Raw genomic sequence first — 13,302 nt, forward strand, 5'->3', positions numbered from 1 at the left:
ATAAATAACCACATGTAGTGGGCTAAACGCTAGATCAGGTAGTTGCCTGAAGATCAGGCAATGCCTGTGGGGGCTACTGACTATGGACTTTCGTAATTCTCAAACTCGTAATTCCTAATGGGCGCGAAGCCACTATGGTCTACCGACTACTGACTATGGACTAATTCGTAATTAAACTACTCTCTATACCTAGCCATTTGAGTATCAAATTTTTTGTGGTAAGAGTTTCCTTTATTCCAGGCCAATTTTAGAAATTTTTCGCTTTGGTCAATCGTGGTCTCGTCAAATACCTGACGGTCTTTGACAATATGAATCGCTTTGCCTTTGTTAAAATAAATAGAAATTTCACCGTAGAGCTTTTTCTTATCGTTGCGCTTTTCATAATAAAAAATTAGTTGACCGTCCAAGTCATACAAAAACTCTTCATAATCAAGCGTTTTTTTCACTACTGTTTTTATGGTAATGGTACGAATAGTAGGGGCTGCCTTACCACTAAAACTGTAAAAATAGCGTTCCAACCTTTTGTAATCTCCTTGCCTAGGCAAGCCTTTTCCGGTAGAGTTAAAGTTATATTCGTTGATATAGTACTTCTCCTGAGTAATTTTATCTTTGATATAATAATATAAATCCTGAATGTAGCGTACTTTTTTGTTTTGAGCTTGCCCCATGCTTTGAGTGCCCAAAAACAACCCTGCTACCAATCCTAAAAGCAACCTCATTTTTCTCATTTTCATCAATATTTAAACTAATCCTGATTGTTGTTTTGTATCATGTACCCAGTTTTATAGCCATATTTTCCTAAAAAGATCATAAGTTTACGGGATAAATCTACACTGAGCAATTTTTTTGCTAACAACGAAAAGCTTATGTGTAACTTACCTTTACGGTGTGAAGGATGATGCAGCTACAAATCTTGTTTTTCTCTGTGTCGTGGTCATTGCTTATCAATGGTTTAATCGCTTGTTTTACATATGAAAAAACTCCTTATTCTTATATACTTTATTGCCTTGGGTAGCCCAGGCTTATATGCTCAAAATCCCTATGCTGTTTGGAAAACCCTTAAAGATATACAAATCAAAACTAAATATGATTCTCAAAAAAGATATGAGGTAGACATCCCACTATTTGGAAGCAAAGTAAAAGCCCTCAATGGCAAAAGTATCACCATCAAAGGTTACCTTATACCTATAGAGGCTTATACCAAGCAAGGCTTTTTTATACTATCAGCGTTGCCTTATAACCTTTGTTATTTTTGCGGAGGGGCAGGCCCCGAAACCGTGATGGAGGTAACCAGCACACAAAAGATTAAATACACTGACAAACCTATAGTGCTCAAAGGTATACTCAAACTCAACGCTACCGACCCCAACCACTTGTTGTATCGTTTGCAAAATGCAGTGGTGGTGAGGTAGTATTTGGTTTTTAACAATTCGTGATTTTCTCACTCGTAATTGAAGTATATATGAAAAAAAATTACTGTAACCATCCAAAAGCAATACTACTACTCATATTGCTCATGTGGTGGGCGGTGCCAGGGCAGGCACAAAACAATCAAAAGCCCACAAAAGACCAGCAACTCATTCGTAAAATGTATAATTTGTCGCTTACCCAACCCAAGGCCTATGAGTGGCTCGACTTTTTGTGCAACAAAATAGGTGGGCGCTTGGCAGGGTCGCCTCAGGCAGCAGCGGCGGTAGAGTTTACCCGGCAGGTAATGGATACTTTAGGGGTTGACCGAGTGTTTTTGCAAGAGGTAATGGTGCCTCACTGGGTACGTGGTGACCAAGAAGTAGGCAAAATTATAAACTCAAAAAACATAGGTTCACAAGAGGTGCGTGTATGCGCTTTGGGCAACTCTGTAGGTACGGGGGGGCAAGGCATTGCCGCTGAAGTAGTAGAGGTAAAAAGCTTTGATGAGTTGCGTAAACTGGGCAAAGGTGCAGTACAGGGCAAAATTGTGTTTTTTAATCGCCCTTTTGACAATACCAAAATTGCTACTTTCAGGGCTTATGGAGGGGCGGTCAATCAGCGAGGCTCTGGAGCCTCAGAAGCTGCCAAACTAGGTGCTATAGGAGTGGTGGTGCGTTCTATGACCGGGCGAATAGATGATCACCCTCATACTGGAAGTTTGCGTTACCAGCTAAATGTACCCAAAATACCTGCCGTGGCAATCAGCACCAAAGGTGCCGAATTGTTGAGTGGCTTGCTTAAAGACGATCGAAAGCTTAAGTTTTATTTTCGTACTACCTGCAAAATGCTCAAAGAGAAAAAATCGTACAATGTAGTGGGCGAGCTCAAGGGCACACAATATCCCAACGAAATTATTGTAGTGGGCGGTCACCTAGACTCTTGGGACACAGGCGATGGCGCCCACGATGATGGGGCTGGGGTGGTTCAGTCTATGGACGTGTTACGTTTGATCAAGGCAGCAGGTATCAAGCCTAAGAGAACAATCAGGGCAGTCATGTTTATGAATGAAGAAAACGGGTTGCGTGGTGGGCGCAAATATGCTGAACTGGCAGCGCAAAACAAAGAAAAACACATTGCGGCACTAGAGTCCGACGCAGGCGGTTTCAGCCCTCGTGCCATTGGGATAAACAATGATTTTAAGAAGTTTGACAAAGTACAAAAATGGTCAACACTTTTTGCGCCCTATGGTGTACTGTTGCGCAAAGGTGGGGGAGGGGCCGATATAGGTCCATTGCGTACCCAAGGCGTAACCATTATGGGGTTGAGCCCTGATGGGCAACGTTATTTTGACTACCACCACACCGAAACAGATACTTTTGATAAAGTAAACCCTCGTGAGCTACAATTGGGGGCGGCTGCCATGGCCACCATGGTGTATCTCTTGTCAGAATATGGTTTATAGCAGGAGCAGCGTATCATCATCTGCCAGACTCATCATCTGGCAGGTTTTGTTTTGCTCTAAAACTATGTAGCAAGCTGTATCGTTGCAAGTATTATTATATTGAACAAATTTTTTCGTTCAAATTAAAAAAACGGCAATGAAATATATCTATACTCTTCTTATGTTTTGCGCGGTAATATCACTCCAGGCGCAGCAACTCTCAGGATTTACCATTGTTAAAAAAAATGATGCTACTTCTATCAAAAACCAAAGCAGATCGGGTACCTGCTGGAGTTTTGCCGCAGTATCTTTTATCGAGAGTGAGTTGTTGCGTCAGGGCAAACCACCCCTCGACTTGTCTGAAATGTATATTGCCCGTATGATTTACCAACAAAAAGCCACCATGTATGTGCGTATGATGGGGCACTCTTTTTTTACGGCAGGTGGGCAACCCCATGATGTAATGAATGCCATACGCGATTTTGGTATTGTACCCGAAGGTGCGTATTCGGGCAGAATATACGGAGAACGGTACCACAACCACGCTCGGTTAGACTCTGCCGCAAAAAAGTTTGTAGTAGGTGTGACGAAGAAAAAAGGCAAGCATCGACCGGCAAACTGGCCAACAGATTTTTCGGCAATATTAGATGCTCATTTGGGTACCATACCCCAAAGCTTTGTATATCAAGGCAAAAGATATACTCCTCAGAGTTATGCCAAAACCCAGGTAGGTTTAAATACCAACGACTATATAACGCTCACTTCTTATAACCACCACCCTTTTTACCAGCCGTTTTGCCTTGAGTCGCGTTACAATTGGTCTTTTGGGTTATACCATAATGTACCACTCAGCGAGTTTATGCAAACCATTGACTATGCTCTGGGGCGAGGGTATACATTGGTATGGAACGGTGATGTTACCGAAAAAACGTTTAAGTTTCGTTCGTCATTGGCCACTATTCCGGGCAATCAAAACATTGACCAGCAAATGCGGCAAGCCAGTTTCGACAACCACGCCACCACTGTAGACCACGTGATGCACATTGTAGGAATTGCCCAAAAAGGCAAAGAGAAATACTACATTGTTAAAAACTCGTGGGGCACCCGCAACCAGTGTGGAGGCTATATGTATTTGTCAGAGGGTTTTATCAAACTCAAAACAGTATCGTTGATGTTGCACAAAAAGGCGCTACCCAAGACGTTAAAGAAAAAACTAAAGCTGTAGCTTGGCTTATTTTTTAGCTTGACTTACTTCTTGGCAATCCTGTTGGGGTTATCTTTCAGAAAACTTCCCCAGCTTTTTGCTTTGTTCATACCCCCAAGCTTGCCTTGAAAGTAATGGCAGAGCGCCACACCTAAGGCATCGGAAGCATCCAGTGTATCATTTTCGTGAAAAGTAAAGTTCAGTTGTTTTTCCAGCATTCTGGCTACTTGTTCTTTGGAGGCATTGCCACTACCCGTAACCGATTGTTTTACTTTGCGGGGGGCGTACTCGGCTATAGGTATTTGGCGCACTAAAGCTGCTGACATTGCTACTCCTTGGGCCCTGCCAAGTTTAAGTGCCGCTTGTACGTTTTTGCCCATAAAAGGTGCTTCCAGTGCCATCTCGTCGGGGAGGTATTCTTCTACTAACTGACTCACCCTTTCAAATATTTTTTTGAGTTTTAGGGCGTGATCACTGTATTTTGCCAAATGAATTACCCCATATTGTATGACGCTTACTTTTTTGCCTTTGACCAGGATCAACCCGTAGCCCATCAATTGAGTACCAGGGTCGATGCCTATGATAATTTTTTCGCCTTCCTTTTTTTCCATAAGTATTGATTTTCTCATTACAGAAACCAATGTTTTGCCTGAATTTTAACCGAGCTAGTCAAGCACTTGTCAGCTTAACCTTGTATCTTGCTGCTCAACTGTATTTGTGAATAAAAAACATTGAATTTCAAATTACCTTGGAGCACACTTTAGATGTGACCATCTCTTTTTATTTTATTCGGGTTTTACACCTCTGGCAACCCCTAAAGTATTGATCCCTTGGAGATTATTATTACCGTAATTCTTACAATTTATGCTTTTTTTGCGGCATATTTGATTTTTGGTTGGATAAAAATCCCTTTTTTTAGTATCCAGTCAAACCCTATGAGTTTTCCTGAAACATCTTGCGTGTTGTCGGTGGTGATAGTGGTACGCAACGAAGCCGAAAACATCCTGGCTTTGTTACATGATTTGAGTGCCCAAACCTTGCCCAAAGACTTGTTTGAGGTAATTATAGTAAACGATCACTCTACTGACCAAACCGTTGCCTTGATAGAAGCGTATGTTGCGCAAGCAGGTTTTAGCCTTCAGTTGTTGCATTTGCACCAAAACGAAGCAGAAGCATCTCCCAAAAAAGCGGGTATTCGCAAGGCAATTCAGGTGGCACAAGGTACCTACGTGGTTACTACCGATGGTGACTGTCGGGTGTTGCCTGGGTGGTTGCAAGTATACTATACGTTTTATCAGCAACATGCCGCACAACTCGTTAGTGGGGCAGTCACCTTTGCTCCAGCCAACCATTTGTTTGCCCAGGTACAAGTAGTAGAGTTTGCCAGCTTGATAGGGTCTGGAGCGGCTTCGCTACAGTTGGGCAACCCCAATATGTGCAATGGGGCAAATCTTTCATACAGTAAAGCTGCTTTTGAGGCTGTAGGTGGTTTTACTGGTACCGAACATCTGGCCTCAGGTGATGATGAATTTTTGATGCACAAAATTGCCCAAAAGTATCCCCACAGGGTCTATTTTGTAAAACACCCCCAAAGTATCGTCAGTACACACCCGGTACCAACCTTAAACAAGTTTTTTCATCAGCGTAAAAGGTGGGCGAGCAAATGGAGCTTTTACAAGGATTATAAAGTCAAAATGCTCGCTTTTTTTATCTTTCTTTGTAATTTTGGTTTATTGTTCGCTTTTTTGGCGTACCTTTTTGGAGGATATTCTGCAAATGCGTTTTTGACGCAAATAAGCATCAAATGCATAGTTGAATTTATATTTTTAAGTTTAGTGCTAAACTATCTCAAAAAAAGAAAGTTTATTTGGTGGATACCTATAGTTCAAACCATTTATCCTTTATATGTTGTTTTTTTTGGTTTATTGGCTCACCACAAGGGAGTTTATGACTGGAAAGGAAGAAAATTGAGTTAGCAAGACGCGAAAAAGAAAGTGTTTCAATAAAACAAAATACCTGTTTGGTGGAGTAAGCTATTTTTGTAGTTTTACTTAGAATAAAGCACCACGAGTAGTACACAAAACTTACTATTCAACCATTACCAGATAAGATTGCCTCAGTTATTTTACATTGTATATTACTATTAAAAAAGGCAATCATTTGCATTGTTATGGCAAAAAAGAATACAGAAAATAAAAGAAACAAAAAGACCAAAAAGTTGAAAAGCCTGATATTATCAGGTAAAAAACAACAGCAGTTAAAGACACCTTACTATTACGTCAAAAAACGACTCTTTGCCAATACTCCGGCAGTGTTTGGAATGATTGTAATTTGTATAGCAGTGGTCATTGCGTTGTTGGGGTATTCTATTATGCCAGACAACACACCCAATGCTAACGACAGGGTAGACCAGATCAAACAACAACCTCCAGGTTTTAGAGCTCGCATGCTCAAAATAAGAAAAGACCGCGCAGTAAAACAACACAATTTTTTTTATAAACTACTCTTTGGGCAAGAAAGCGACTACCGCATTATACCCCTTGCCGATACCTCATATCAGTTGTTGCCACCTCAAATAAAAGCCTTAGAGTCAAAGCTGCCTGCTAACCTGATAGATAGTTTGAAAAACAAACCCAAAATAACCTCTTTTCTGCGCCCCAAGGCTGATTTTGACAATATGTTAAGAAAAATTATAGGTGGTCAAAACACTGACAAATACTTGACTACCATTATCAAACAAGCCAATCAGGTGTTGCCCTATCAGATAGATGGTGTAAGTTTGACTTACCTAGAGTTTGGAGGTATTAAATCATCAACAATACAGTTGGTAGATGTTGTGCATAGTATTTCTACAGCCAAAGATATCAAAGTAAGTGGTAACCGGGTGACTTATTATGACTTGAAAGACCGGGCAAGAATGACTACGGCAGAAGAGTTAAAACAAAACTTTGTCAAGCATAACCTAGAGTATCGTACCTTTATTTTAGGTACCGACCATACCGGGCGCGACATGCTCAGTCGTTTGTTGTTTGGGGTGCGTATTTCGTTGGGTATAGGCTTGGTATCGGTAGCTATCTCATTGATGGTAGGGCTCACATTAGGCTCGCTGGCTGGTTTTTTTGGAGGCATGGTTGACAGTGTCATCATGTGGTTTATGACCGTGGTGTGGTCTATTCCGGGCATTATGTTGGTAATAGCCATTAGCCTTGCTTTGCAAAGTCGTGGGGTATGGGTGGCTTTTGTGGCTGTAGGGCTCACTACCTGGGTAGAAATAGCCCGCGTGGTAAGAGGACAAATATTATCTGTAAAAGAAAAACTATATATAGAAGCTGCCCGTGCTTTGGGAATGCATAGCTTGCGCATTATACGGGTACACATCTGGCCAAATATCATTGGACCTTTGATTGTAATCATTACTTCTAATTTTGCTTCAGCAATATTGATAGAAGCTGGTTTAAGCTTTTTAGGTTTAGGGGTAGCGCCTCCTATGCCTTCGTGGGGTATTATGGTGGCCGATGGTTTCAGGCTTATGACTACGCCTGGTGGTTTTTATCTGGTGTTTTTCCCAAGCTTTTGTATCAGTCTAATGGTGTTGGCGTTTAATTTGTTTGGTAATGGACTACGTGACGCTTTCGACCCTAAAACGATAACTCGGTGAGTATGTATCAGAAGAAATTTCATTTGATTGAACTAGAGCTTAACTCAATTCTTGAGATTACTCAAGTAATTAATAACAATGCTCCGGAAGACTCTTTGTACAAAATGTACAAATTTACACTTCAGGGTAATTTACAAGTAGAAAAGCTTGCCCTCTATGTTTTTGAAGATGATGACAACAAGTGGCAGTGTAAGGTAGACTTTGGTACCAATCTCGATTTTTCTCACATAGATCTGGAAGCGGAAGCCCTTTCCGACATTCGTGACATTTCTCCGGTAGACCATGTAGACTTTTCTACCGAATCTTTTAATGAGTTTGATGTAATTATTCCGGTTTTTCATAAAGACAAGGTGCTTGCCTATGTGTTTCTTGATTCTAATGAAAGCGATTCAGAGCTAAATGATGTAGATACCCGCTTTGTGCAAACCTTGAGTAATATCATCATTGTGGCCATTGAAAATAAGAAGTTGGTGCGTAAGCAAATCAGACAGGAAACCTTTAAAAAAGAACTTGATATTGCCAAGCAAGTGCAATCTATGCTTTTTCCTAAGTCGTTGCCCAAAACCAAATCTCTGCAGATTGAGGCTACCTATTTTCCTCACCATATAGTAGGGGGCGACTATTACGATTACATTCCTGTGTCAGACGAAGAGTTTGTACTGTGTATTGCCGACGTATCGGGCAAAGGAGTACCAGCAGCCCTGTTAATGTCTAACTTCCAGGCATCGTTGCGTACCCTTACCCGCCAAACGACTGATTTAAACGAAATTATTAGTGAGTTGAATAGCCTGATCTGGCAAAATGCCCAAGGTGATCACTTCATTACCTTTTTTATAGGGCTATATAATACCACCACCCGTCAGTTTAACTACATCAATGCGGGACACAATCCTGCGTTTTTGTTGTATAACAATGAAGCACACCAACTACACAGTGGCACTACTATTTTAGGTATTTTTGATCCACTGCCTTTCATCAACCAAAAAAGTGTAGACAATATAGACGAGTTTTTGTTGTTTAGTTATACCGATGGTATTACAGAAACCTCTAACCCTGAAGGCGAAGAATACGGCATTGAGCGTTTGATGGAGTTTATTACCAAAAACCGTGATATGGACGTAACCAAACTACACAATCAACTGATTCGAGAGATTCAGATGTTTAAACAAGAAAACCAGTACAGTGACGACATTACCATGTTATCTTGTCGTTATACCCAAGAAGAAGATGATGAAGGCTAAACTTTGTGGAAGATAAGTACTTCTTACAAAGGATGATTTAATACAATAATATGCGTTTTTTTAGAACTGCCTGGTGGGTACGTCAAATGTTTCCTCAGTATACCTGGAAAATAGACACTCAACACCCCACTATTTACCTCACCTTTGACGATGGACCTATTCCAGAAGTAACCGAATATGTGCTGGATCAACTCAAGCAATACCAGGCAAAAGCCACGTTCTTTTGCGTGGGTGACAATGTTCGAAAACACCCCGATATTTATCAGCAAGTGGTTGTCCACGGACACCGCACAGGTAACCATACTTACCACCATCTCAACGGATGGAAGACCGAAGACAAAGAGTACCTGGCCAATATAGAACAGTGTTATCAAACTATGAATGCTGCCAGCCATTCGCCCCATAAACCCTTATTTCGCCCACCTTATGGTAAAGTAAAGCGTAGCCAAATGAAGTCTCTTGTTACTCGTTATCAGGTTATTATGTGGGATGTGCTTACCTATGATTTCGACCCCACCCTCGAGCCTGAGGTGTGTTTGCAAAAAGCTATAGACTATACCACTTCTGGTTCTATTGTGGTTTTTCACGACAGTGTAAAGTCTATTGACAAATTGAGGTATGTACTGCCCCGCTACTTGGCACACTTTGCCGAGCAAGGTTTTGGTTTTGAGGCGATTGGGGATAACATCTGAGTTGCTGTAAGTATTGAAATAATAATAAAAAAAACATCTGCCATCATCTACCTACTCATTCTCTTAGTTATTTACCTCTTGCTGCAGACAGGTTTGCTGTTGGGCTTGCTTTGGCACAAAGATCATTGCCAAATAGCAAAGGTTGATGTGGTTACCAAAGTAACTATTATGGTAGCTGCCCGCAACGAAGCCGCCAATATTTTGAGATGCCTGCAAGCTTTAGAAGCGCTCAACTACCCCAAAGCCCACTTACAAATACTCATTGGCAACGATCACTCTACCGATACTACTGCCCAAATTATCCAAGGTTTTATCGTGAACAAACCCCATTTCCAACTCATCAACATTGAGCAAAACTTGGGCAAGGCAAAGGGCAAGGCAAATGTGTTGGCACATTTAGCGCAAGCCGCTCAAGGCGAATACTGGTTAGTAACCGATGCCGACATTGCCGTGCCTACGCATTGGGTGCAGGCAATGTTGGCGGCTTTGCAAAGCAAGGTAAAGGGGAAACCAGTAGGTATTGTCACGGGCTTTACCTTGGTGCGAGGCAAGCGCCTATTTGATAAACTTCAGTCCATAGACTGGGCTTATTCATTGGGGTTGATCAAGGTGTGGAGCAATTGGGGCATTCCAGTCACGGCGATGGGCAACAACATGGGAATATGTCCTGTAGCTTATCGTAAAACAGGGGGCTACGAACAAATTCCTTTTTCTATTACCGAAGATTTTGCCTTGTTTCGGGCAGTAGTGGCACAAGACTACGCTTTCAAAAATATGATTCACCCTGATGTAACAGCCTTGTCAGAACCAGTGCCCACGGTCAAGGCTTGGCTACATCAGCGCAAGCGTTGGATGTCGGGGGCTTTGCAAGCGCCTTGGTTTTTAGCCCTATTTTTTGGTTTGCACAGTAGTTTTTGGCTTCTTTTATTGGGTTTAAGTTGGTTTTCACCCCTTTGGGCGGTGGGTTTGGCAACAGCAAAGTTGTTGCTCCAGAGTGGCTTTATTGCTGTTACATTACAACGGGCAAAACACATCCACCTGGTCGTATATCTGGCATTGTTTGAAGTATACCATGTGACATTTACCTGGCTCATGACGGTGTTTTACTTGTTGCCTGTCAAGGTATGGTGGAAGGGGAGAAAGTATTAGTCTTTGTTTTGTTGCTGATGCAATGCCTTGAGTTTTGCCAGCATCCGGTTGCCACACCCTTGGTTTTGTTTACTGGAGTTATCAGATACCCCTACTTTCATTGTTTTACCAAAAACAAATTCGTTGCTCATTTTTCTTAGATTGTGAGCACCTTCTGCAATGTCAAAGTGGGCATCTATCATATAGTAGTTGGTTTTATGTTTCAACGACTTGGCGTTCCAGTGATTGGTATATTTGATTTTAATCCGATTGTCCGAATGAATCGTTACTGTAGTTTGATGTCGGCTTTGATCACAAACAGCCAGCACTGCATCTACTGCATCTACCTGAGAGGCTTGTGTTTCAAAAAAACGAAGCCAGTTAGACCTTTGACCAGAAGTTTGATTGGCTTGATCGAACATTTTTTCAACGAAAGCCTCCTTACTCTGCAGAGAAGCATACACTTCATCTTTTGTATAGCATTGAACCCCAACGGTGTACATAACCCCAGTTTTTTCCTTCACTTTGAGTGTGGCTTCGTAGCCGGTTTTCCATAGCTCTATTGTCCAATCAGTCACAGTGACACCCTGTTGAACAAGCAACTGAACAAGTGCTTCTATGCGAAGTATTTTATTCTTTTGGGCGTTTACTATGGGGTGTACTATAGATTGGGCTGAACTATGCATATATAAGCAACAGAGTAAAATAAAAGTAAGGTACGGTGAGTATTTCATTTTTTTACAAGTAGTTTGTTTCCTTCTTTGCAGTCAAATATTTAACTTACGCATTCCCTGCTTTTTTGACAATCAATCATTTGGTAAGTTTAACTAATGCATAAAAACGAATATAGTAAGTATACTGATGCACAAATTGTAGAGAAAATTAGCGCACACAACCAATCCGTTTTTGAATATGTGTTTAAACGCTACTATCAGGAGCTTTGCAACTTCGCCTTTATGTACCTTAAGGTAGAGCAATTATCGGAAGAAGTAGTACAAGAAACCTTCATCAATATTTGGGAAAAACGCCAAAAACTCAAAATACAATCTTCAATCAAAGCCTACCTTTATACATCAGTCAAAAACCGTTCTATCAATTATCTGAAAAGCAAAGCTACCCAAGTGTCACAAAAATCACATTCTACCTCATCCGACGAACACCCCATCTATATTGCTGAGAATGCCACTGTAGAAGAAGCCATGCACAATGCCGAACTTCAGCACGTGCTATCTCAGGCAATAGCAGCCTTACCCAAACGATGCAGCGAGATTTTTACCTTGACTCGCATCGAGGGCTTGAGCTATCAACAAGTGGCAGATCAACTAGGTATTTCCAAAAAGACCGTAGAAGCCCAAATGGGCATTGCCTTCAAAAAGCTACGTACCTTTATCAAACAACATTGGGAACTAATGATTGTGTGGTTATTAGCTGTTGGCTATTAGTTATTGAAGTGGGTTAAAAAATGGTTTTATGGTTCGCGAAGCGAGGCTAAAAACCACCGATTATTTTATTAGTAAAAACGAGAATGTGTGAGACCAATTAAAGACTCTGCAAACCGTAAAAAACTATCGATCATTGACCAATGCTGGCGTAGCTGACGCAGAGCAGAGTAGGCATCTAAGGACTCACTGCGCTCGGTTCCTTAGTGATGATTTTATGGCGTGTGTCAGGGAACAGGGTGTAGCACCGATATTCATCGGTATCTAAGGATTTGTGACTTGTCGCTTGCCCCTGTGGGCGCTATGGACTAACAAAAAGCCCCCTAACTACTCCCTGAAATTATCTAATATCACAGTCCAGTCATAAGGGCGAAACACCAAACGTGGGCGGGTATCTGTGGGAATAATACTGTATTGTTGAAGCATTCGAATGACACCATTTTTTCCGCCAAAATCCCCTCGAAACCATTGCATTAATTTAGCAATTTCTACCATATTCTTACGAGCATGATAAATACTCTCATTTTCGAGATAAGCAGCTGTGGCAAGGTCTAATTCCTCCTCAATGTTTTCGGCTGAGTAAAAGGCGATAGGGGGACAGCTTTTGGCGCCACAGTTGAGGGCAAAATGAATGCGGTAATCTACTTTGTCTACTCGTAGTTGTTTTTCTGTTTTACTCACAAATAGCTTATTGAAATACCCCAGGCTATACTTAAATTTAGAGCGGCGCAAAATGCCATGCTCTATCAAATCAAAACTCATAACTTGCCCTGCAATAGGAATACATTTTTTTGTGAAGAAATTGACAGGTTTTTGACCAGATGTTTTATAAAACTCTAGCAAGATGAAAGCATTGTAGATATTGATCCAAAAGCTCAATTGCTTGGCTTGCGAGTCTAACATATTTGCCAAACTTTCTACATTAAATGCCTGCAATGCCTTGAGGTGTTCTTCATGGGGCTTTTTGGTTTTGATGGCATACAAGAGTGCTTGTGCCAATTGAGTAGGTGAAGTAGTAGCTAGGTTAAATTGTTTTTCCATGCCTTATTCAACTATCAAAATTGCGAAATGGTTCACTGATTTTACAAT

Annotated in this window: 13 protein-coding genes; 9 read left to right on the forward strand and 4 right to left on the reverse strand. The window is 41.3% G+C overall.

All coding sequences use genetic code 11. The annotated features are described in order from the left end of the window. Positions 1–176: 176 nt before the first annotated feature. Entirely contained in the window at positions 177–734 is a 558-nt protein-coding gene (locus Q0954_RS14010; RefSeq protein WP_299457860.1) for a hypothetical protein, read from the reverse strand. A gap of 237 nt (positions 735–971) precedes the next feature. Here Q0954_RS14010 and Q0954_RS14015 point away from each other — a divergent pair, with 237 nt between their 5' ends. The 3 genes from Q0954_RS14015 to Q0954_RS14025 all read left to right on the forward strand — a co-directional run bounded on the left by Q0954_RS14015 (position 972) and on the right by Q0954_RS14025 (position 4,076). Continuing rightward, entirely contained in the window at positions 972–1,412 is a 441-nt protein-coding gene (locus tag Q0954_RS14015; RefSeq protein WP_299457861.1) for a hypothetical protein, read from the forward strand. Positions 1,413–1,462: 50 nt separating this feature from the next. Next, positions 1,463–2,872: a M20/M25/M40 family metallo-hydrolase gene (locus Q0954_RS14020; protein ID WP_299457862.1), complete on the forward strand. Its 1,410-nt coding sequence runs from the start codon at positions 1,463–1,465 to the stop codon at positions 2,870–2,872. Between the two features lie 136 nt (positions 2,873–3,008). Next, complete coding sequence (locus tag Q0954_RS14025) at positions 3,009–4,076, forward strand: C1 family peptidase (RefSeq protein ID WP_299457863.1); 1,068 nt, start codon at positions 3,009–3,011, stop codon at positions 4,074–4,076. A gap of 23 nt (positions 4,077–4,099) precedes the next feature. Here the strand turns inward: Q0954_RS14025 and ruvC are convergent, their stop codons facing one another. Continuing rightward, positions 4,100–4,666, reverse strand: a complete 567-nt coding sequence (gene ruvC / locus Q0954_RS14030) for a crossover junction endodeoxyribonuclease RuvC (RefSeq protein ID WP_299457865.1) — start codon at positions 4,664–4,666, stop codon at positions 4,100–4,102. 324 nt (positions 4,667–4,990) lie between these two features. Here ruvC and Q0954_RS14035 point away from each other — a divergent pair, with 324 nt between their 5' ends. From Q0954_RS14035 to Q0954_RS14055, 5 genes are all read left to right on the forward strand, one after another. Beyond that, entirely contained in the window at positions 4,991–6,031 is a 1,041-nt protein-coding gene (locus tag Q0954_RS14035; protein WP_299457867.1) for a glycosyltransferase, read from the forward strand. Between the two features lie 194 nt (positions 6,032–6,225). Then, positions 6,226–7,713, forward strand: coding sequence for an ABC transporter permease (locus Q0954_RS14040; RefSeq protein ID WP_299457868.1), 1,488 nt, complete (start codon positions 6,226–6,228; stop codon positions 7,711–7,713). A 2-nt stretch (positions 7,714–7,715) separates the two neighbouring features. Continuing rightward, on the forward strand, positions 7,716–8,954 hold the full coding sequence (locus tag Q0954_RS14045; protein WP_299457869.1) for a PP2C family protein-serine/threonine phosphatase: 1,239 nt from the start codon (positions 7,716–7,718) through the stop codon (positions 8,952–8,954). 50 nt (positions 8,955–9,004) lie between these two features. Next, positions 9,005–9,646: a polysaccharide deacetylase family protein gene (locus Q0954_RS14050; RefSeq protein ID WP_299457871.1), complete on the forward strand. Its 642-nt coding sequence runs from the start codon at positions 9,005–9,007 to the stop codon at positions 9,644–9,646. A gap of 78 nt (positions 9,647–9,724) precedes the next feature. Beyond that, positions 9,725–10,795, forward strand: coding sequence for a glycosyltransferase (locus Q0954_RS14055; RefSeq protein WP_299457873.1), 1,071 nt, complete (start codon positions 9,725–9,727; stop codon positions 10,793–10,795). Here the strand turns inward: Q0954_RS14055 and Q0954_RS14060 are convergent. Then, positions 10,792–11,508 (reverse strand): hypothetical protein, encoded by a 717-nt coding sequence (locus tag Q0954_RS14060; protein ID WP_299457876.1) that lies wholly within the window; start codon positions 11,506–11,508, stop codon positions 10,792–10,794. The two genes, Q0954_RS14055 and Q0954_RS14060, sit on opposite strands and share 4 nt — an antisense overlap. A gap of 96 nt (positions 11,509–11,604) precedes the next feature. Here Q0954_RS14060 and Q0954_RS14065 point away from each other — a divergent pair, with 96 nt between their 5' ends. Beyond that, positions 11,605–12,216 (forward strand): RNA polymerase sigma-70 factor, encoded by a 612-nt coding sequence (locus Q0954_RS14065; RefSeq protein ID WP_299457878.1) that lies wholly within the window; start codon positions 11,605–11,607, stop codon positions 12,214–12,216. A 324-nt stretch (positions 12,217–12,540) separates the two neighbouring features. Here the strand turns inward: Q0954_RS14065 and Q0954_RS14070 are convergent, their stop codons facing one another. After that, on the reverse strand, positions 12,541–13,254 hold the full coding sequence (locus tag Q0954_RS14070) for a DUF547 domain-containing protein (RefSeq protein WP_299457880.1): 714 nt from the start codon (positions 13,252–13,254) through the stop codon (positions 12,541–12,543). Between the last annotated feature and the right edge of the window lie 48 nt (positions 13,255–13,302).

The sequence above is a fragment of the uncultured Microscilla sp. genome (assembly GCF_947493425.1).
Lineage (GTDB): Bacteria > Bacteroidota > Bacteroidia > Cytophagales > Microscillaceae > Microscilla.

What these genes read in the sequence shown, in the direction of transcription:
- Q0954_RS14010 (WP_299457860.1), bottom strand. Translation starts at nt 734, where the DNA reads ATGAAAATGAGAAAAATGAGGTTGCTTTTAGGATTGGTAGCAGGGTTG.
- Q0954_RS14015 (WP_299457861.1), top strand. Translation starts at nt 972, where the DNA reads ATGAAAAAACTCCTTATTCTTATATACTTTATTGCCTTGGGTAGCCCA.
- Q0954_RS14020 (WP_299457862.1), top strand. Translation starts at nt 1,463, where the DNA reads ATGAAAAAAAATTACTGTAACCATCCAAAAGCAATACTACTACTCATA.
- Q0954_RS14025 (WP_299457863.1), top strand. Translation starts at nt 3,009, where the DNA reads ATGAAATATATCTATACTCTTCTTATGTTTTGCGCGGTAATATCACTC.
- ruvC (WP_299457865.1), bottom strand. Translation starts at nt 4,666, where the DNA reads ATGGAAAAAAAGGAAGGCGAAAAAATTATCATAGGCATCGACCCTGGT.
- Q0954_RS14035 (WP_299457867.1), top strand. Translation starts at nt 4,991, where the DNA reads ATGAGTTTTCCTGAAACATCTTGCGTGTTGTCGGTGGTGATAGTGGTA.
- Q0954_RS14040 (WP_299457868.1), top strand. Translation starts at nt 6,226, where the DNA reads ATGGCAAAAAAGAATACAGAAAATAAAAGAAACAAAAAGACCAAAAAG.
- Q0954_RS14045 (WP_299457869.1), top strand. Translation starts at nt 7,716, where the DNA reads ATGTATCAGAAGAAATTTCATTTGATTGAACTAGAGCTTAACTCAATT.
- Q0954_RS14050 (WP_299457871.1), top strand. Translation starts at nt 9,005, where the DNA reads ATGCGTTTTTTTAGAACTGCCTGGTGGGTACGTCAAATGTTTCCTCAG.
- Q0954_RS14060 (WP_299457876.1), bottom strand. Translation starts at nt 11,508, where the DNA reads ATGAAATACTCACCGTACCTTACTTTTATTTTACTCTGTTGCTTATAT.
- Q0954_RS14065 (WP_299457878.1), top strand. Translation starts at nt 11,605, where the DNA reads ATGCATAAAAACGAATATAGTAAGTATACTGATGCACAAATTGTAGAG.
- Q0954_RS14070 (WP_299457880.1), bottom strand. Translation starts at nt 13,254, where the DNA reads ATGGAAAAACAATTTAACCTAGCTACTACTTCACCTACTCAATTGGCA.